Consider the following 19,522-nt stretch of genomic DNA (forward strand, 5'->3'; position numbering starts at 1 on the left):
GCTCAAAAACTCCTCTTACTTAGCGGTTTGGTATTTGGATTTGATTTAAGAACGATCCGGGAAGGAAGCTGAACGGTATGAACTACACGTCGGTTTGGAGGTGATGGAGCCTCAATTTTCCTCAGATTCCAGGATTTGTTTGAGCTTCAAGACATTGTCAATGCCGAGTTTTTGAAAGATAGCCGTTTTAAATGTGCTGATGGTGGAGATATGCAGGCCGGTTTTTTCGGCAATGGAACTTGTCGATAAGCCCTGGATCAGCAATCGGGCAATTTCGTATTGGCGGGGCGTTAGCAGGTCGCGCTTTTTGGAGGTTTTGTAGTTGTCGATCAGATAACCGAAGAGGAAATCCATATATTCTGCATTCACATAACGCTTGCCGGCGCAAACCATATTGACGCAAGTGATGAGTTCGGCGAGGTCTTTGTGTTTTGATACATAACCATTAATGCCTGATTTAAAGTAGGATATCACCAGTTCCGGTTTTGGCTCTTCGCCATATAAAATAACGGGCGCTTCGGGATAAGCGGCTTTGAGTTCAAACACAGGACTGATGCCATCTTCCTCCACATCTGAATTGATGACGACGATAAACAGGGAAGGGCCGGGCTCAGGGCCAGCCTGCTGCAACTCAACCACATTCTTGGCTTCCGTCACCCGCATATTGGTAAAATTTTCCTGCAATAGCACCGCAAGTCCTTTGCGCAGAACGGGATGTGTATCAAGAATTACAATGTTGGTAACGTGATCGGTGTCGGACTCAGCCATGGGTTAAAGATAGGCCGACTTTATCTAGGAAAATGGCGAAATGTGATAATTGTATAAAATTATCCAAATTATACGAATCAAAAATAATATTAATTTGAACAAAGTCTAATAAATATTGATTTTCAGCGTTTTATAAATATAGGCTTCACGACGTGATCAAGTTAGATTCTGCTTTCTTCTGTGGCTTCCCCCAAACCGAGTTTAACTTCTTCATCAATGAATCATCCTGAAAAAATCAAATTTGCTGCGCTTGACAAAAGCCTGTTCTTCCCAACCCTGAAAAAGCGGGTTGACCAGTATTTTGAACAAAACCAAAAGTCGCGGTATGCTAATAAAACAATGGTTATTAAAACTGTTGTGCTCATTTCAAGTTATATCCTTCCGTTTATTGCGATCGTTGCCTTTAACCCGCCGGTTTGGGTGGCAATGCTGCTGTGGCTTGTGATGGGCATGGGCATTTCGGGGATCGGTATGAGCGTGATGCATGATGCCAACCACGGCGCTTTTTCCAAAAATGCGGCTGTAAACAAGTGGATGGGTTACACCATTAACCTCGCGGGCGCAGGCGTGCTCAACTGGAAATTGCAGCATAATATTCTGCACCATACTTATACCAATGTGCCCAATGTGGACGAGGATATCAAGGACCGCGGCGTTATCAAGCTTTCCCCTGACGAAAAAGTGCGTCCCTTACACCGGTTCCAGTGGATTTACGCTTTCTTTTTTTATGGCATACTGACGCTCTACTGGGTGATCCTGAAAGATTTTATCCAATATTATCACTTCATCAAATCGGGTGTTAACAGGCAGAGCAATGCGGAAAACAGGCAAATGCTGACCGGGTTGATCGTGATGAAGCTTACTTATTTCGCGATTCTGCTGGGCGTGCCGACATTGATCTTTCACATTCCTTTCGGACAAATCTTAGGAGGGTTTTTGCTGATGCACTTTGCAGCCGGATTGGTTCTGACCGTGATTTTTCAGCTGGCGCATTCCGTTGAAGGCACCGAGCATCCGCATCCCAATGAGAAAGGGGTTATCGAAAAAGATTGGGCAATTCACCAGCTGGAAACGACCGTTAATTTCTCACCAAATAACAAATGGCTGGGCTGGTATATCGGCGGGCTAAATTTTCAGATCGAGCACCATTTGTTTCCAAAAGTTTGCCACGTGCATTATCCAAAACTTGCGCCTATTGTGAAGCAGACCGCAAGTGAATTCGGGCTTACTTATCTTGAAAACAAATCATTTTTGATGGCAGTAAGCTCTCACATTGTCAGTCTGAAACGTTTCGGCGCGCCGAAATTCAGTGAGGCAATCGTTTAAAATGAGGTGATCGTTTTTAAACGGAATGCTGCTACACGACCCCCAGCCTTACTGCAACCTTCGTCAGCCCGACTGAATTTTTGACTCCCAGCTTCTGAAAAAGATTTCGCCGGTGCGTTTCCACGGTTTTACCGCTGATGAATAGCTGGTCGGCAATGCTGTTTGTGGAATATTCGCTGGCTACTAATCTCAGAATTTCAATTTCCCTTTTGGTTAAAAAATGCGTTGAACTGGTAACGGGCTGACAATCGTTTTGATCGGATGGTGCTTCTGAGAGCTTCATGATCACTTCCTGGCCGTAGTATATTTTCCCTTCCGAAACCGCTTTGATCGCATATTCCCACTCATCGAGCTCGGAATCAATCGCAATAAAACCGCTCACTCCAGACCGGACAATTTCGCTGACCCATTTTGTACAGGAGCTGGTTCCCATCAGTAAAAACCGTAGCCCTGGACGGGATTTTCGCAGGGTGATGATCTGGGCCGCAACGCTTTCGGCCTCATAGGCATAAGCAATGATGATATCAATGTCAGCGAGATAGGGGAGTCGGGCCACTTTTTCGAGCGAACTGCTTTTTCCAACCAGACCAATGGATGATTTTTTCTGTAACCACTCAGCAACGGCCTCGCGTTCCAATGGGTGCGGGTGAACCAGTAGTGTTTGTGCAACGGAATGTTTCATAACCTGTGATTTGAACATTCCCAAAGCACGTCGTTATGGTTCACACACGCATTTGGATTTGTTGCAAATGCATTTGATAATGTAACAAAGCGACTTTCACAGGCTAGAAGGTGCGTTTAAACCTTGTAATCCGCTTTTTTCAATGCTTCGCTCGGTGGAAATCCGAAATGCTGTGTAAAGCTTGTGGAGAAATTAGAAGGGTTGCCATAACCCACCATATAGCCCACTTCTGCGACAGTTCCTGCATTTTTCCGGAGCAGTTCCAGTGCTTTTTCCATGCGGACCGTGCGGATAAGGTCTCCCGGGGTTTGGTTGATTAGCCCCTTTAATTTTCTGTGCAGCTGCGTCCGGCTGAGCCCAACATTACCGGCCAGGAGTTCGGCGCTGTAAGTTTCGTCGGCTAAATGCGCTTCCAGCGCTGCACGGACTTTGGTCAGAAATGCCTGCTCAATGGAAGGCAGCTCGGCTGTGTGGGTGAGCCAAAGGTTGTTGCTGTTGTATTTATCCCGAAGCGCCTGCCGCGTGGTGATCAGGTTTTCGATTTGGGCGATCAGTTCGGGTTCGTAGAAAGGTTTGCGCAGATAAGCGTCCGCGCCGGTTTGCAAACCCGTAAGGCGGCTGTCAATATCCACTTTGGCCGTGAGAATGATCACCGGGACGTGGCTTGTTTTTTCATTGCTTTTTATATCCATGCAAACCTGGTAACCATCTTTTCCGGGCATCATCAGGTCAGTAACGATCAGATCGGGCACGTGATCAAATGCCAGGCTAAGGCCCTGATCTCCGTTTTCTGCCTCCATAATGCGGTAATTTCCGGCCAGCGAGGAGCGTATGAAGGCGCGCAGGTCAGCATTGTCTTCAATGATCAGGATCAGGTTTGCATCGGCGGATTTTAAATGGTTTTGATTTGTCCGGTTGGTTATGGCTTCGGTCAAAGGCTTTTGTGGGACAGAAAAATTTTTCACTTCCGCTCGCTCAGTGACCAGTTCAATCGGGATTTTAACTGTGACGTTGGTGCCTTTGGACACTTCACTTTCCACGGCAATGTTCCCTCCCAGCAATTCCGTAAACTCTTTGGTAAGGGCCAGACCGATCCCGGTGCCTTCATGCGGGCGGGCGTCCGAAGAGTCAGCCTGGAAAAAGCGGTCGAAAATGTAGGGGAGCTTTGTGGCGGGTATGCCGGTGCCGGTGTCTGTAATGCTCATGATCATTTGGTTGTGCAGACCATTGTATTGAAATAAAACTTTGACCGAAACACTGCCACCGCCCGGGGTGAATTTGAATGCATTGGATAAGAGATTGTATAGAATGTTTTCCAATTTATCCTTGTCTGTGTTGGCAACTGCGCTTTCTTTATCAGATGAAAAATGAAGGCTGATTTGTTTTTGGCCTGCGAGTGTTTCAAATGACTGCACTACATTGTTTATAAAACCTACCAGTTCAAGCGGCGCGTTAGTCAGTTGCATTTTGCCAGCCTCCAATTTGCTCAGATCCAGCAATTCGTTGATCATTTTAAGCAATCTTTTCGCATTTCGGGTGATCATACCAAGCTGATTACGCAATTCAATGTCGCGGCTTTGGGATAAAATACGTTCGGCGGGACCGAGTATCAATGTTAATGGCGTCCTGAATTCGTGTGTTAAATTGATAAAAAACCGGGATTTGAATGTGTCGAGTTCGCGGAGCTTGTCGGCCTGCTGCTGTACTTGCGCTGTCCTTTCAATAACTGTTTTTTCTAATGTTTCTGCCTGTTGTTCAATAAGTTCGCGCTTGTCTTTTTCTGCAAGAAGCTTCTGTGATGAAAGCGCTTCCACCTCGGTGAGCCTCAGGGTCAGATCATTATTTGTCCGTGCAAAATCCAGTGCAAGGAATATCGAGAAGCACAACGGCATAAACAGCAGCCCTACCGCCATCAATTGGTCAACCATATGCGGCTTCCCGACCCACAGATCCAGCACGTCCGCACCCGCAAAAAAGAAAAACAATGCGGTAATGAACATCCCAAGCCCGATCAGCCAGACGCCCTTCCGGCCGTTCCGCCAGGCTTTGAAGACTTCCCGAAGTCCTAAGACGGTCACCAGCAGGAAGTATAGATTGAAATGATCATCATACACTTTCGGTGGAAAAATCGAAAAACGGATCAGATAGTATAGGCCCGGAACGAGAATCAGGGCATACCATAGGCGTGAGATTTTGGCTTCACCAATTTTATAAAGCAACAGGCCAACGAAAACGGTGGCGAGTGTTTTTGCTGTGTTGAAAGCGGGCTGAGCGAAAGCTTGCAGCTCAGGGTCGGGCGTATATTGATACCAATAGCGAAGGATCTGCGTTCCGGCCGCAAAAGCCACAAAGAGGGCATAATACAGATTGGCTTTTTGCTTTGGATAAAAAAGAAACAAAAACAAATGCAGCAAGGCAAATGCGGTCATGGCAGAAATACTCATCAGCATATAAATGCTGCTATTGGACTTAATCTCCAATCCGGGTAACAGTTCCTGATAGATGCCAATCCATGTTTCAAATCCGTGGAAATTATCAAAGGCAGGTCGGAAATTTGCGTAACGGATGGCGATGAAGATGGTGTCAGAAATGGCAGCGTCAAACGGGATCAGCGCGTTAGGCGCTCGCATGGCGGTCATTTCACCGCCACTTTTGCCAATCTTTCCATAACCGCCTTTTTTAAAACCATTGATGAAAATTTCCGATGCGCCGTCGTGGTTTATGCGGAGCGCCAGCGTTTTCCCCGTCAATGTTGAATCTGCAACGATCCTTACCCTGAACCAGCCTATCCCTTTCCAGTCTTTCGGTAATGCTTTTTCTCCAAAATTGCTTTTGATCTCAGGCCAGTCATTATCCCGAAAATGAGGGGATGCCCATTCAGCAACATCGCCGGGATGAAATTTCCATTTGGATTTTTGCAGGGATAAAGAACTTGTCTTGTTAGCCAGGCTATCGGCAGTGACATGCACCAAGGATGATTGCGCCTGAATATGGCCCGAAAAAAGCAGGCAACACAGAAACAAGAGGTCGTTTCTGTGTTGCCTGATCAGTTTTCTCAATGTTTCTGGCATCCGGTTTGGGTTAGGATGAACCTCTTCAACCAGCGCTTATGGCGAAGATTCGTTCAGAAGCAGGAATTTACTAACCTTCACATTCAATTCATAATCCCGATCCATAAGGCCGGATATTGCTGCTTTGCTTGCCGGATTGGCCAAATGTTTTAATGTTTGACAATCTTCCGGTCCACGCCATTAACCCGGACAATGTAAACGCCGGGCATCCAGGCGCTGATGTCGAGCTCGAAAAAGTGCTTGTCAGGATTCAATGTCCGGATCTTCCGTCCCGCAGCATTGATAATCTCAACCTCGCGAATGATGCTTTCTGACTTGATGCGAACCAGCGAGGAAGTTGGATTTGGATAAATGCTGATATCGGTGTTGTCGGTAATCTCCGAGGTGACAATGCTGCTGAATGCGTAAGTGCCGTCGCGGTCTGTCATTTTTAGCCGGTAATAATAGCGTCCTGCGGATAAATCCACGTCCTGGAACTGGTAATCGGTGTTTTTGGCCGCATCTCCCTGCGCATTTACACGGCCTGCTTCAATGAAACTTTTGGCATCCATACTTCTTTGTATTTCAAAATGCGAACTGTTGGATTCCCGGGAAGTCTGCCATTTCAGATTGGTGAGGCTTCCTTCCGGTTTTGCGCTCAGGCTGATCAAGGTTACCGGCAGGGCATTGCCGGCATCTGTTGTCAAAGCATTCGGATATAGCGGCACAGACAGGCTGTTGGTTGCTTTTCCGGCCAGCACTTTTTTTGTATAGCCGCCCAGTGCCATGAACCAGTCGGGCGTAAGGTCATAACCGTCCGCATCCAGTGAGAGGAACCAGGTGTCGCCTCCCTTGGGCGTATGGTCTGCAAACTTCTCCATTTTAAAGAAAGAAGTTGCTTCGTCCACTTCGTCGAACATGGCCAGATAAACCATATTAGCCCCCTCATTGATCACATTCTGAGACTGTTGCCACAGAAAGCTGCCGCCATTGCGGGGGATGGAATTTTTTACTGCGCCTTCCGGATTATCGCGCACAGTTTGCAAGTTGAACCAGGAAAATCCGGGGAAGATTACCGGCATATAGTCAATGCTTTTAGGCGAGAGATAAGCCATGTCGGGCCGTATCGTGTTGTTAGCGAATTCGTTGGCACCGCTTTCGCTGCTGTATCTGCCCACCGACCACGGGCTGATCACGTCCAGCATGTCGTATACGGCAAGCCATGCTGCTGAATGGCTGCGCCAGGTGTTATTAAGGCCGCCCATAATGTTTGCGCGGTATTTTGGGTCGTCGGTAGGATCGTTCGGGTCACCTTCCTTGAACCATTTTACGAGTTTTTCCGAGCGTTCGGCCGTTGCCTCCGGGTTGGATGCCAGGCCTATTCCCCATAATGCAACGAGTGGTTTGCCTTTGTGCCATAAATAATTACTTTCAGAAGTTACGCCCATTTCATCCACAAGGCGTTTCCAGTCCGCAATGACCTGCTCCGTAGACGTGGCGTCGCCGCCGGAAAGATCGTACATGATCGCATACACACGGCCGTATTTGTTGCTGGCAGTTTGCACATTTTCCAGCACTTTGTCGAAATGCCTGTGTACACGCGTATCGCCCGTGCGGAAATAATCCAGGAATCTCTGCTGAAACACCCCATCGATCTCATGTTCCTGCATCCATTTAAAATGTTCATCGACCGTGTTGTAATTATAGCTCGAAAACAGCTTGGCCGGTGAGCCGTTGTTATAGGTCATATTGGTTGCAACCAGTTCATTCTGCGGGTAATTTCCCATATAAGGCCACATATCCACGGTTGCATTTGCATGCTCCGGCGTTCCGCCAAACCAATGCAGCCACCAGTTGTGCGTGGGCGCGCCGTCTGTGGGCAACCCAAACCAGCCCTGATAACCAAACATGACCTTGCCATTAAGCGTATTGTCTGCGGGGTTGGCGGTAGTTGCCGCAGTGGGCTCGTAAAACTCGATCTCGTCGATCTTGGCTGTAATGCTGGCTGTTAAAGGTTGATTAATGCGGAAATAATTGATGGCTGCCAGATTGGGAGTTCCCTGCTTCGTTGCGTCCGATAGGTGTAAAATGATGTGGTTCCAGCCATTTTGGATCTTCTGGGCGGCGAGGTTCCAGCGGTATGCGTCGCCAGACGGCTGACCGGATGAGGAAAAAACAATGTCCCCGGCTCCGTTAAGCTGGTTTGCATCCGACACGTAAAGCCAGAATTTAACGATTCCGCCCGCTTCGCTTACAGTTGTGTTGAATGGGGAAGCATTGAAAACAAACCATTCCTGGCCCGATCCGGTGCGTGTCAGCGAGCCGCTTCCCAGGATTTTATTCGCATTGTCAACAGTAACCGCATTTGTTCCGGACCATCCGGCCTGGTCGTCGGCTGCGCTGAAAATTTTCGCCCCAATCAACTGGCTGCCCTCATAACCTTTGGTAAAACGGATGTTATCGATCTTGATAATGACAGATTCCCCGGCATTGATGAATTTGTAATACCTGAAAAAATTAATTGCAGAAAGGTTCGGGTTGCCCGATTTTCCTGCCGCGCTCAGCCGCAGTACCACATTGTTCCAGCCATTTCGCAGGTTTACGCTGCCGGTTCCCCAGCTATACTCGTCGGTGTCGGGGTTACCTGAGCTGGTGATTTCAAATTGGCCTTCGGAAGCGCTGAACTTGGTAATGTCGGATACAAAGAGTGAGAATTGCAGATAGGAAATGTTGAGGTCGCCGGCCGCGATGCCTGTGTTAATGGGCGTTGCGAAATTTTTTCTGAAACGCTCGGTGTTACCGCCTTCGGATTTGATGGAAAAGCTGCCTTGAACGGGAGCATTACTGTCCAGGCTCAATGCATTGCCGCCACCTCCCCATCCGGTTAGCGCTTCACAATCATCCACAGGCGTAACCTGCGCATAACCCTGAACAACAGCGACGACTAGCAGCAGCAGCAGCAGTAAATAGTTCTTTTTCATAGTAAAGATTTATAAGTGAAAAATCCAAATCTAGACCCACACCTATAATTTTTGCTTAACTATGAATTAATAAAGAATTAATAGGAAATTTTTTTTCGGTAAAATAATCGCCCGGTGACTAGCATTCAGACTATTATTTCAGCTATAAAAAGCGAAAAGGGCCAATCCCGAAGGACTGACCCGTTTTCTTAACGTTGAGTATACACATCCAATAATAGTCATTGTTTATAAACAGGATGTTGCGTCCTAAGCAGACGTCAATCTTTTCTTATTATAACAATATCCAATTTATTTTACGGTAAAGCAGAAGTTACAAAACACCGGAATTTGGTACTGAAATGCGTTGAGGTTTAGTTCGGTATGAACTTGGGGACCTCGTTAATTTTCGGTTCGAGGGTTCTCAGGTAAGCATATATTGCTATCAAATCCTTTTCTTCCATCCCCGAATACATAGCCCATGGCATAATCGTATTCATATCTTTCGGGCCAACTTTATGTGCTACGTAATTTGAATCCCTATACATTTTGAAGCGTTTCACAAAGGCTTCCTCGCTCCATGAACCGATGCCGGTTTTAACGTCCGGCGTAATGTTTCTGGAAGTGATGGTTCCCGAAGGAAGTCCGAATTCCTGCCCGCCACCAAATTCACTGCCCGGAACAATGTCACCTTTTTCTCTTTTGCTATGACATTCCACGCACGATGCCGCTGTTACCAGATATTTTCCGGTTGCTACAATGTTATCCTCCGGCGGCCTTTTGCCCAGCGGGGCTTTTGTCGGCATGGTGTTTAGTAAAATGGAAACCGGAAAGTCGGGCTCGGAAGCCGGAATGTCTTTTTTGATCGGATTCAGCGTGCGCAAATATGCGATAATGCTATAAATATCTTCGGGGTCCATTTTGCCATAAGCGTGATATGGCATTACCGGAAACAGCGCTTTGCCGTCTTTGTTGACGCCTGTGGTGATAGCGCGGAAGATCTCGCCGTCGGTCCAGTTTCCTATGCCGTACGGTGTGATGTTTTTGGAAATAAAATTGCCGGGGAAACCCATTTCCTGGTTGAAGATCTCGCCGCCACCGCCCATGTCCCCGGGTACGACCGGACCCGCAAACAGGCTCCAATCGCGCGTGCTATGACAATCCATGCAGACATTCACATGATTGGCCAGATACTGGCCGCGTTCCACTCTGGCAGGCGTTCTTTCGACCGTAAGTTTCGGCGCGTCTCCGACGTTTGGAAGTGCTAATTTTACATAAGAAGCAGCCGCAACGGCCACCACAACGAGAAGAAGAACGATGATCCCGATTACTTTGAAGAGTTTTTTCATAGAGTAGAATGAGGGTTTTTTCAAATTGCAAAAGTAAAAAAACCGGTCACTTTACTACCAGCTAAGCCTTTCACGCTGAGCTGTTTTCGACAGAACTTATTAAACGGTCACGCTGCCGATGTTTTATCTGGCGCAAGGCCACGAATGCACGGATGGACACCAATCACATTCGTGTCCATCCGTGCATTCGTGGCATTATAAAAAACCAATTACTTGATTATCTGATCAATAAGCGGCTGATAATGTACATCCTGGCCGGAAGCAGAAAGCCAGTCACGGACAATGAATTTGAAAAACAGCATAGGCGGCTCGTGGTGATCAATAGCGGCCTGGAAATAAGTCACAGCCTCGTTTACATGGCCAATAGAAGCATTCACGACGCCCATATCATAATTGGAAACCACCTGTGTTCTGCTCAGCGAGGTCATTTGGGTAAGAATGTCGCGCGCACTTTCCGTTTCATCCGACAACCCGAACAATACACCGCAGGCACTGAGGGTAATGCCGTTATAATTCATTTCCAGAGCTGTTTCCAGTGCTTCCTGTGCATCGGGATAGTTTTTCAAAGTGATCAGATTGAGGCCAATGATCAGGTGGCCGCCCCAGAATGAAGGTTCCAAAGCCACCAGCTTCTGTCCCTGCTCAACGCCTTTTTCGAAATCTTCTGCAATCCAATATACGTAAGCCGCGTAAAAGTTATTGATCAGCGAAAAGGGTTCAAGTGACAATGCCAATGCTGTTTTTTCCAATGCTTCGGCATATCGATCGCTCAAAGCCAGATAGAGCGCGTACTGACCGATCAGATCGGCTGCATTCCAGTTCAGTTCCAGTGCTTTTGCAAAAGAGGCAGATGCGCTCCGGAAGTCCCATTCATTCAGCATCTGCATCCGCGCTAATGCGAGATAGCTTTCTGCAATGCCGTCATCCAGCGCAAGCGCCTGCTCGGTGGCATGCTTCATCAACGGCAAAGCTGTAGCCGCAGGCAGATGCCTGTAAAACCACATGTTCAGGTAACAGGACGCAATGCCCGCATAGGCAATTGAGTAGGTAGGGTCCTGTTCAATGGCCGACTCGAAATAACCAATGGCTTTCTGATAGGTGTCAGGCCCGGCAAATTTGTTATGGTAAAAACGGCCTCGCAAATAGAGCTGATAAGCTGCTTTGTTGTGCGTATACCGCTTAAACGTGCTTACAGTTTCATCACCCAGCAGCTGCACTTTGATCGCGTTCATAATGGCCAGTGTAATTTCATCCTGCACGTCGAAAATATCGTCCAGATCCCGGTCATACTGCTCAGACCAGATGTTGGCCCCGTCTGCTGCGCGGACAAGCCGCACATTAATCAGCAATTTCTCGCCCGAATTCCTGATGCTTCCTTCCAGAATGTGCTCCACATTCAACTGCTCACCTATGACTTGGAGATCTTCATTTTTGCCCTTGAAAACGAAAGACGAGGTCCGTCCGGCGACTTGTAAACCCGGAACGCGGCTCAGCACATTGATGATCTCTTCGGTAACCCCGTCACTGAAATATTCTTCTTCGGGGTCGTGGCTCAGGTTTGCAAAGGGTAGTACGGCAATGGTTGGTTTCATGGCTCGATAAGTTTGAATATTGAATATTTTACTTGCAACTATCTCATGCAACATTGTGTCTGAAAGAAAAACAGGCAAAACCATTGCTGCACTATGAATAATCTTCTGCGTCTATTTTTCCTTGTCGCCATCGTCTCTTCCTGCATCACAGACAGCGACGATCGTTTTGAGCGATTTTCATTCGATGGCACAGGTTACAGGCCCATCTACACCACCGAGGAAGATATGGCCAAGATAGCGGTTATTGACGCGCAGCCACTGTCCAAGCCCGGGAAAATATACGTGCTCGATCCCTATCTTTTCATCAACGAGTCGGGTAAGGGCATTCACATTATCGATAACTTGGATCCCAAAAATCCTAAGAATATCTCCTTCATTTCCATTGCAGGCAATTACGATATGGCAGCGAAAGGAAAATATTTATATGCTGATAACCTGACAAATCTGGTCGTTTTTGACATCAGTGACCCTAAGTTGCCCAAGCTTACAAAGACAGTCCCCAATGCAGTTCCGGTCAATAATTATCCGCCTTTCAACAACGTCTATTTTGAATGCGTAGAAAGTAAAAAAGGCATTGTAACGGGCTGGGAAAAAGTACCAATGGCAAAAAGGCCGAATTGCTCCCGGTAAGCAACATTGAAATACCCGAAAATTCAAGTGAAAATGCAGAAAACGAATTGTAGACCATGAAAAAAATTGCTCCATTTATATTTTTAGGCCTTGCTGTGCTTGGATTAGTGCTTATTCTGACGGGCTGCGAGGATGGCCGGAATGATTCTGCTTTAAATCCGCAAACGGGCGCTGGCGGCTCTATGGCGCGGTTTGCAATTACAGGAAACACGCTATACATCGTTACCAAGCAATCGCTGGAAGTTTATGACATTGAAAACGGCACGAATCCTGTGAAATCGGTCAAAAAAGACATGGGCGTCGGGATAGAAACCATATTTCCTTATCGCGACAATCTTTACATAGGCGCCATGGATGGCATGTATATTTTCAATAACATCAATCCGAGGGATCCCAAATTACAAAGCAAATATCAGCATATCCAATCGTGCGATCCGGTGGTGGTGCAGGGCAAATATGCCTATGTAACATTACGCAATGGAGTTAGCTGCCGGCCACAGAATACGGCCAGCTCGCTCGATGTCGTGGATGTAAGCAATCCAACGGCACCACAAATGGTGCACACGCAGCGCATGACATCGCCTTACGGTTTGGGTGTTTCTGGCAGCAAACTGTTTGTATGCGAGGGACCCATAGGGTTGACCGTGCTGGATATCAGTGATCCCGCCAAGCCGGTCTTTAAAAAAACAATGGGTGATCTGCCTGCCTATGACATTATCGTGAGAGATAAACATTTGATCGTTACGGGTGAAAAAGGCCTTTTCCAATACAAGCATGACGACGCAGACAACATTGAATTTCTGAGTAAAATCCCTGTTCTATGAGGCTACTTTTGGTTGTTTTCGCTGGTTGCTGGTTTATGGGATTGAATTCTTTTGGACAAATCGATGCAGCATCGGCCCAAAAAAGTGTGATCATAAAGTTTGCACCGATGTCGCTTTTCGATTTCGATAATTCCGTTCAGTTTGGCGTCGAGGTTCCGTTAGGCACTACGGGAATTTCTTTGCAGCAGGATTTGGGCTACGGCCCGTCGGCAATGAACCTGTGGTATAGCCCCGGAGCCGACCAGCCCAATAAAGAAACTTTCAAAAGTAGAACACAGCTGCGCTATTACTACCTGACCAAACGCCGCATGAAACCTTACATAGCTGGTGAATTCATGCTGAAAAAAGTTATTTACAGGGATAACAAATGGGTTGGAATGGAATGCGAGCAGCCCTGGGGAAATTGCGGTTATTTTGAAAACACACTCGTAAAAACCAGGCGCATGGTGCAAGCCGGTCATGCCAAAGCCGGAATGCAGTTTTACTTTAGCAGCCGCATCGCGCTGGACCTTTTCGCAGGGGTTGGCTTCCGCAGCATCCGCGTGAAGGCCATTACGGACCTTCCCGAAAACACAAGGATCCCCCGAACCGACCGCTGGTTCGAATACGATACACCCGGAACAACAGACTTCATCCCCAGCCTAACCCTGGGCGCCCATCTCGGGATTATTTTAGGGAAGTTTGAAGACTAGTGCAGGATTAAATGCATTTGGCTTTGATGAGTGTTTTGACCTTCAAAGGCAAATACTCAATAAAAAAGACACTTCCCGCTGACTTCAAGTAAGTTAACTTGAAATCCTGGAAAGTGTCTCGAGTGAATTTAATGTTAGCCGCGATTTTAGACCGCTTAACTTCCGCTGTCTGCTTTCTTTTTGCTGTTGAATTTCTTCTCTGCGGTTTTGGCTTTTTCGAAATCCAGTACTACACCGTTGATACAATAGCGAAGGCCGGTAGGAGGTGGGCCATCCTCGAAAACGTGCCCTAAATGCGATTTGCATTTGCCGCACATTACTTCGGTCCGGCGCATGCCATGTGAATTATCTGCCGCTTCCAATATCGAGGTTTTGCTGATCGGTTCAAAGAAGCTCGGCCAGCCGCATCCGCTTTCGTATTTAGCATTACTTTTGAAAAGTGCATTGCCGCAAACGGCGCAATAGAATGTGCCTACTTCTTTGGAATGTTCATATTCGCTGGTGAATGGGCGTTCTGTTCCTTTCAAACGCGCCACTTCATAAACCTCCGGTGAAAGGACCTTTTTCCATTCATCATTGCTTTTATTAACTACTATTGAATCCTTACGGGAATAAGCGGGCGTTTTATTCTGCTCTTTCTGCGCCGGGGATGACTGTCCGTAACAGCTTTGCAGCATTAATGCGAACACGCCTGAGAACAAGAGCGCGATTGACTTCTTCATGCTGTTTATGGTTTTGATGTTTTCTTAATATACGATATGCCGGCGCAAATAGTTGGATGCGGGACTATTTTAAGTAACAATATCACTTAAAAAGAGATTCAAAAAAATGTAACCGCCTATTGAGCTATTTAATATAAAAATGTAGGGCTTGCAGTAAATATTCGTGTATTAAGCTTCATATTAGTGGTTACGAATATAGCTCAGCGTTGTATGCAGGAAATTTTAAGGTCTTTAAAAGTCAAGTATCCGGCGTTTTGGCAGGATACGTTTGCCATCAGTCACATCAGACAGCAGACGCTCCGGTTTCTTTTGTTTGCTTATTGTGGGATGGGCGTGCTTTTGGCCGTACTGCATTTTGTGCAACACAAAAATTTCTTACTATGGAGGGTCCTGTTTTTCACCACTTTATCCTGGACAGGCTATGAAATGCTCCGGCGGGGAGTTCCTTTCAAAAGAGTCGGGCATTTTGCCTTGATATCCCTTTGCCTGATCGTGCTATCGACTGCGGTGTTGTATCAGCAGGGACATTACCTGGTTACTTTTCAGTTCATTTTTGTCATCCTCAGTGCCGGATTTTATATCCTCGGGCCCAGGTGGGGACTTTTCTATTCAATGCTCAGCGTTTTGCTGGTGGGATCTGTCTTTTTTTTAGACCAATATTTTCCTCTCGAGATTAAAATACAGGCTTATGCCGTAGATACATATGCCCTCACTTTTGCGCTGGTGTACAATTACTTAATGCTGATCTACATTCACTACTTTTTCTTTAAAGAATCGGAACTGGCGAATGTGAAAGAAACAACGCTTTTGAGTGAATTAAAGATAGCGGCTACGGAAGCGCGTGATCTGGCTGCATATAAGACGAACTTCCTGATCACCATGTCGCACGAGATCCGCACACCATTGCATGCGATAATCGGTGGTTTGGATCTGCTTTCATTTGAAAATTCCAAAGAAGATCAAGTGAAGAATCTGGATAATGTCAGGTTTTCGGCCGACATCCTCAGCTCGATCATTAACGACATCCTCAATCTGAACGACATTGAGGGTAACCAGACGAAACTCAATAAAAAGCCTTTTCAGCCAGGTTTGGTTGTTACCGACATTTGTCAGAAACTGAAAGCATCTGCCGACGTTAAGGGTTTGGCGCTGAAACTCAATGCTTCACCAGAGTCCGGTCAATTTTGGGTAATGGGCGATCCGGTCAGGCTGGGCCAAATTGTCATGAACCTGGTCAGTAATGCTATTAAATATACGGAGGAGGGTTCTATTGAGGTGACCCTGAAAGCCGAACGGGTTGCGCAGCACCATTTGCAGATCTTTTTCAATGTGTCGGATACGGGGATTGGAATTCCGGTTGAAGTGTTTCCCTACATTTTTGAGCCGTTCAAGCTGGTCAACTCGGGGATGAAAAAGCAATATCATGGCACTGGCCTGGGCTTATCCCTTGCGCAGCGACTGGTCAACCTCCATGGCGGAAGGCTGGATTATAAGAGCCAGGAAGGGGTTGGTACTTCATTCTTCTTCGATTTTGCATATCCGTTGACGGAGCAACCGGTTGTTTCTGAAACGCTTGCACCGGAAAAAGAATTAGGCCCGCTGGATATCCGCGTACTCGTTGCCGAGGATAATAAAATGAACGCGATGATCCTGAAAAGCTTTCTAAAAAAATGGGATGTCCGGTTCGATATCGTCGACAATGGCCTGGCGGCGGTGGAGGCAATGGCGGCCAACGATTATCAAGTCATTTTAATGGATATCAATATGCCTGTCATGGATGGAATCCAGGCTACGCAGAAAATCAGGGCATTTGAAAATTCTGAAAAAGCCAAAGTCCAGATCATCGCTCTGACGGCCACGAGCCGCGAATCGCTCGAATCCGGCGGCACGCTAAGCCTGTTTGACGACTGGATTTCAAAACCATTCCATCCGCAAATATTGCACGCGAAGCTCGCCACCATTGCCTGGATCACCCGACAGCAGTAGTAAATGCTTACTAAATAAAAACAGACAGATCGCGCACACCGAGCTTTCTCGAAGTCGTGAAACCTTCTCCAAATGTCACACCGATCGCGTGGCCCATTTCGCGAGCCCTTGCAATGACGAATTCAAGGAAATCGGGCGAGGAAATATAGCTTTGCGGCTCATCGCTGTTATAGGATGGGACAAAAAACTGGCTTTCAAAAGCGCGTATTGCCTCTACTTTTTTGTCATGGACATCGGTAATATCAACGATAAAATCTGGCGTAATGTAGCGATCCTGCACGGTGTGAAAAACCTGCTTTGGTCGCCATGCTTCCTGCTCATTGCCTTGTTCATCGAACGTTTTGACCATTCTCAAACCCGAATAAAAACAGCTGTCGGAAACAAGCTGGCCCGCTCTTCCGTGATCTGGATGCCGGTCGCCTACTGCGTTGGTAATGACGATATCCGGCTGATATTTACGGATATATGAGATGATCGCTTTCTGGTGCGCTTCGTTATTTGCAAAAAATCCGTCGGCCAATCCAACATTGTCGCGTATGGCAATGTTCATAATTGCCGCAGCATTTTTTGCTTCCTGAATCCTGCCTTCGGGCGTGCCGCGTGTGCCCAGCTCGCCACGTGTGAGGTCTACAATCCCTACTTTTTTGCCCAATGCAATTTGTGAGAGCAATGTTCCGGCACAACAGAGTTCCACATCGTCAGGATGAGCTGTGATGGCAAGGATATCTAGTTTCATAATATGGTTTTATTTAATGCGAAGTTTCTGCCCGATTCTTAATGTGGAACGGGTAGAAATGCGGTTTTTTCTTGCCACGGACGAAATGCTGACACCATATCTTCCTGCTATGGAAGAGAGCGTTTCACCCGAGCGCACTTTGTGCAAAATAGAGCGGGTATACGCCACAGGAGCATCGCCCGAAGCAAATTCACTCTTGCTGGATTTGCCGCGTAAGTGGCTCCATACATTGCTCGTCAGCAAAAAGTGGTCGGATTTGATGGCTTTGTTTTCCCAGTCAAAAATATTTCTCGGGTCGAATGGATTGCCTTCGTAACGGTTTTCATAATGCAAATGTGATCCCGTGCTGCGTCCTGTGTTTCCTCCCAGGCCGATCACGTCCCCCGCCTTTACAATCTGCCCCGATTCGACGAGTTGTTTGGATAAATGCCCATAGAGCGTTTCCAGTCCATTATAATGTCTTACAACAATAAAACGCCCGTATCCGCTGCCATCAAAGGCCACAATGCGGACCATTCCGTCGTAAGTGGAGCGTACGGTATCGCCCGTTTCCAGGTCCAGGTCGCTCCCGTTGTGCCATCTTCCCCAGCGATAGCCAAAGTTGGAAGTGGGTTTGGTGTCGATCATCGGGGTAGCCCACATTCTGTTTACAGCGGGGTCGTATAATGTAATGTCGACGGGTTCGTCAAATTCAAGCGGGCTGAGTCCGTAAGGATTAATTGTTCTTGCGTCCCAAATCACGTAATACTCAGCTGATTTAACCCATTCATCTGCAACAAGCAGGGAATCAACGACTTCTACGACTTCGGTTTCACCTTCGTCCAGGGTGGTTGTGTCCTCACTTACAACCGGGTTAAGGGGTTTTACAGGCTCGAACTGGCTTTGAAATCTGAGATTGGAGGTTTCTACCTGGTATTCATCTTCGGGCTGCGGTGTGCTTACCCTGGTTGGTCCTTCGTTGGCATTGTTTCCGGACTGATTGATTTTGGGATTTCTTTTGAATTTTCCTCGCTCTTGCGCTTGCGTGTTCCAGGAGATCAAACACACGGTCATTAGCAAACTTACAATAAGCTTTACTTTCATAGGTATAAAAAAATCAGATCAGACTACATTGTTTGCTAAAACACAACAATGTAGCCTGAGTCAAATTAGGGGTTGGGCAAATAATTTACGCTGTTTCCTCGATGATGGTTTCCACTTCAAGTTCCATCAGAAATCGCTCGGCGTCCAACGCGGCCATACAGCCAGTGCCGGCAGCAGTGATGGCTTGTCTGTACACATTATCCTGTGCATCACCACAAGCAAACACACCTTTGATATTGGTGCAGGCGCTTCCTTTAATAGTCTGAATGTAACCGGTTTCGTCCATGTTCAGATAGCCTTTGAAGATATCCGTATTCGGCTTATGCCCGATTGCTACAAAGAAACCGGTTGCCTGCAAAAGTTGCTCCTCGCCCGTTTTATTATTTTTTACCAAAACAGATTCAAGGCCTTCTTCGCCATTTAGCTTAACGGTTTCAGTGTTCCAAAGGATTTCAATGTTAGGCAGCATTTCAACACGTTTCTGCATGATCTTGGATGCACGCATTTCATCACGACGAACCAATAAATACACCTTACGGGCCAATTTGGCAAGATAACTTGCTTCTTCGGCAGCTGTATCGCCAGCACCCACAACCACTACATCCTGTCCACGGAAAAAGAAACCGTCGCAAACAGCACAAGCAGAAACGCCGCGGCCATTCAGACGCTCTTCGTCAGGAAGTCCCAGCCATTTGGCAGAAGCGCCCGTTGAAACAATCACAGAATCGGCTTCGATCTCATGCTTGTTATCAATGGTCACTTTAAGCGGATGCGTTGTAAAATCAACTGCCGTAGCCAATCCGTAACGGATATCTGAGCCGAAGCGCTTGGCTTGTTTTTCGAAGTTGACCATCATTTCAGGGCCGGTAATGCCGTCCGGATAGCCTGGATAGTTATCAACTTCCGTAGTAATGGTAAGCTGGCCGCCGGGTTGCGCGCCTTGGTAAAGTACAGGATTCAAACCTGCCCTGGATGCATATATAGCGGCTGTATATCCGGCAGGACCGGAGCCAATGATTAAGCAGGATATTTTCTCGGGTGTCATATTATATGGATATTAAATGTTAACGACGAATGTTTTCGAACTAAGTTGTACTCGTCTATTACAACATTGGCGGATCGACA

15 protein-coding genes are annotated in these 19,522 nt (G+C 47.0%); 5 read left to right on the forward strand and 10 right to left on the reverse strand.

Going from position 1 to position 19,522, the window contains the following annotated elements; translation table 11 throughout:
• Positions 1-111: 111 nt before the first annotated feature.
• Positions 112-768 (reverse strand): response regulator transcription factor, encoded by a 657-nt coding sequence (locus tag L0659_RS05395; RefSeq protein ID WP_235124677.1) that lies wholly within the window; start codon positions 766-768, stop codon positions 112-114.
• Positions 769-984: 216 nt separating this feature from the next.
• On the opposite strand from L0659_RS05395, the gene L0659_RS05400 reads away from it, so the two are divergent.
• On the forward strand, positions 985-2,094 hold the full coding sequence (locus L0659_RS05400) for an acyl-CoA desaturase (protein WP_235124679.1): 1,110 nt from the start codon (positions 985-987) through the stop codon (positions 2,092-2,094).
• Positions 2,095-2,125: 31 nt separating this feature from the next.
• Here the strand turns inward: L0659_RS05400 and L0659_RS26370 are convergent, their stop codons facing one another.
• The 5 genes from L0659_RS26370 to L0659_RS05425 all read right to left on the reverse strand — a co-directional run bounded on the left by L0659_RS26370 (position 2,126) and on the right by L0659_RS05425 (position 11,724).
• Entirely contained in the window at positions 2,126-2,776 is a 651-nt protein-coding gene (locus tag L0659_RS26370) for a response regulator transcription factor (protein WP_304488759.1), read from the reverse strand.
• A 116-nt stretch (positions 2,777-2,892) separates the two neighbouring features.
• Positions 2,893-5,847 (reverse strand): ATP-binding protein, encoded by a 2,955-nt coding sequence (locus tag L0659_RS05410; RefSeq protein WP_235124680.1) that lies wholly within the window; start codon positions 5,845-5,847, stop codon positions 2,893-2,895.
• Between the two features lie 149 nt (positions 5,848-5,996).
• The gene (locus L0659_RS26460) at positions 5,997-7,274 is read right to left on the reverse strand and encodes a T9SS type A sorting domain-containing protein (RefSeq protein ID WP_409018822.1); all 1,278 of its coding nucleotides are present in this window, start codon (positions 7,272-7,274) and stop codon (positions 5,997-5,999) included.
• Between the two features lie 1,883 nt (positions 7,275-9,157).
• A complete protein-coding gene (locus tag L0659_RS05420; protein WP_235124682.1) occupies positions 9,158-10,132 on the reverse strand; it encodes a c-type cytochrome in 975 nt (324 codons plus the stop codon).
• 209 nt (positions 10,133-10,341) lie between these two features.
• Positions 10,342-11,724: an AraC family transcriptional regulator gene (locus tag L0659_RS05425; protein WP_235124683.1), complete on the reverse strand. Its 1,383-nt coding sequence runs from the start codon at positions 11,722-11,724 to the stop codon at positions 10,342-10,344.
• Between the two features lie 93 nt (positions 11,725-11,817).
• Between L0659_RS05425 and L0659_RS05430 the strand changes: the two genes are divergently transcribed.
• The 3 genes from L0659_RS05430 to L0659_RS05440 are packed head-to-tail and all read left to right on the forward strand — an operon-like array spanning position 11,818 to position 13,870.
• The gene (locus tag L0659_RS05430; protein ID WP_235124684.1) at positions 11,818-12,354 is read left to right on the forward strand and encodes a hypothetical protein; all 537 of its coding nucleotides are present in this window, start codon (positions 11,818-11,820) and stop codon (positions 12,352-12,354) included.
• Between the two features lie 56 nt (positions 12,355-12,410).
• Positions 12,411-13,178 carry an LVIVD repeat-containing protein gene (locus tag L0659_RS05435; protein ID WP_235124685.1) on the forward strand — a complete coding sequence of 256 codons (768 nt, stop codon included), beginning with the start codon at positions 12,411-12,413 and terminating at the stop codon, positions 13,176-13,178.
• The gene (locus tag L0659_RS05440; protein WP_235124686.1) at positions 13,175-13,870 is read left to right on the forward strand and encodes a hypothetical protein; all 696 of its coding nucleotides are present in this window, start codon (positions 13,175-13,177) and stop codon (positions 13,868-13,870) included. Before L0659_RS05435 ends, L0659_RS05440 begins: the two co-directional genes overlap by 4 nt.
• A 155-nt stretch (positions 13,871-14,025) precedes the next feature.
• Here the strand turns inward: L0659_RS05440 and msrB are convergent, their stop codons facing one another.
• A complete protein-coding gene (gene msrB, locus L0659_RS05445) occupies positions 14,026-14,592 on the reverse strand; it encodes a peptide-methionine (R)-S-oxide reductase MsrB (protein ID WP_235124688.1) in 567 nt (188 codons plus the stop codon).
• Positions 14,593-14,802: 210 nt separating this feature from the next.
• On the opposite strand from msrB, the gene L0659_RS05450 reads away from it, so the two are divergent.
• A complete protein-coding gene (locus L0659_RS05450) occupies positions 14,803-16,578 on the forward strand; it encodes an ATP-binding protein (protein WP_235124689.1) in 1,776 nt (591 codons plus the stop codon).
• A gap of 10 nt (positions 16,579-16,588) precedes the next feature.
• Here the strand turns inward: L0659_RS05450 and bshB1 are convergent, their stop codons facing one another.
• The 3 genes from bshB1 to trxB form a co-directional block, all read right to left on the reverse strand.
• A complete protein-coding gene (gene bshB1 / locus L0659_RS05455; protein ID WP_235124690.1) occupies positions 16,589-17,314 on the reverse strand; it encodes a bacillithiol biosynthesis deacetylase BshB1 in 726 nt (241 codons plus the stop codon).
• Between the two features lie 9 nt (positions 17,315-17,323).
• Positions 17,324-18,397 (reverse strand): M23 family metallopeptidase, encoded by a 1,074-nt coding sequence (locus tag L0659_RS05460; protein ID WP_235124691.1) that lies wholly within the window; start codon positions 18,395-18,397, stop codon positions 17,324-17,326.
• Positions 18,398-18,482: 85 nt separating this feature from the next.
• Positions 18,483-19,442 carry a thioredoxin-disulfide reductase gene (trxB, locus tag L0659_RS05465; protein ID WP_235124692.1) on the reverse strand — a complete coding sequence of 320 codons (960 nt, stop codon included), beginning with the start codon at positions 19,440-19,442 and terminating at the stop codon, positions 18,483-18,485.
• Positions 19,443-19,522: the final 80 nt, after the last annotated feature.

Origin of the sequence: Dyadobacter sp. CY347, assembly GCF_021502655.1 — a bacterium.
In the GTDB taxonomy this organism is placed as follows: Bacteria; Bacteroidota; Bacteroidia; order Cytophagales; family Spirosomataceae; genus Dyadobacter.

Excerpts from the sequence above, each read along its gene's own strand:
- L0659_RS05395 (WP_235124677.1), bottom strand. The coding sequence starts at position 768 with ATGGCTGAGTCCGACACCGATCACGTTACCAACATTGTAATTCTTGAT.
- L0659_RS05400 (WP_235124679.1), top strand. The coding sequence starts at position 985 with ATGAATCATCCTGAAAAAATCAAATTTGCTGCGCTTGACAAAAGCCTG.
- L0659_RS26370 (WP_304488759.1), bottom strand. The coding sequence starts at position 2,776 with ATGAAACATTCCGTTGCACAAACACTACTGGTTCACCCGCACCCATTG.
- L0659_RS05410 (WP_235124680.1), bottom strand. The coding sequence starts at position 5,847 with ATGCCAGAAACATTGAGAAAACTGATCAGGCAACACAGAAACGACCTC.
- L0659_RS26460 (WP_409018822.1), bottom strand. The coding sequence starts at position 7,274 with ATGGGCGTAACTTCTGAAAGTAATTATTTATGGCACAAAGGCAAACCA.
- L0659_RS05420 (WP_235124682.1), bottom strand. The coding sequence starts at position 10,132 with ATGAAAAAACTCTTCAAAGTAATCGGGATCATCGTTCTTCTTCTCGTT.
- L0659_RS05425 (WP_235124683.1), bottom strand. The coding sequence starts at position 11,724 with ATGAAACCAACCATTGCCGTACTACCCTTTGCAAACCTGAGCCACGAC.
- L0659_RS05430 (WP_235124684.1), top strand. The coding sequence starts at position 11,818 with ATGAATAATCTTCTGCGTCTATTTTTCCTTGTCGCCATCGTCTCTTCC.
- L0659_RS05435 (WP_235124685.1), top strand. The coding sequence starts at position 12,411 with ATGAAAAAAATTGCTCCATTTATATTTTTAGGCCTTGCTGTGCTTGGA.
- L0659_RS05440 (WP_235124686.1), top strand. The coding sequence starts at position 13,175 with ATGAGGCTACTTTTGGTTGTTTTCGCTGGTTGCTGGTTTATGGGATTG.
- msrB (WP_235124688.1), bottom strand. The coding sequence starts at position 14,592 with ATGAAGAAGTCAATCGCGCTCTTGTTCTCAGGCGTGTTCGCATTAATG.
- L0659_RS05450 (WP_235124689.1), top strand. The coding sequence starts at position 14,803 with ATGCAGGAAATTTTAAGGTCTTTAAAAGTCAAGTATCCGGCGTTTTGG.
- bshB1 (WP_235124690.1), bottom strand. The coding sequence starts at position 17,314 with ATGAAACTAGATATCCTTGCCATCACAGCTCATCCTGACGATGTGGAA.
- L0659_RS05460 (WP_235124691.1), bottom strand. The coding sequence starts at position 18,397 with ATGAAAGTAAAGCTTATTGTAAGTTTGCTAATGACCGTGTGTTTGATC.
- trxB (WP_235124692.1), bottom strand. The coding sequence starts at position 19,442 with ATGACACCCGAGAAAATATCCTGCTTAATCATTGGCTCCGGTCCTGCC.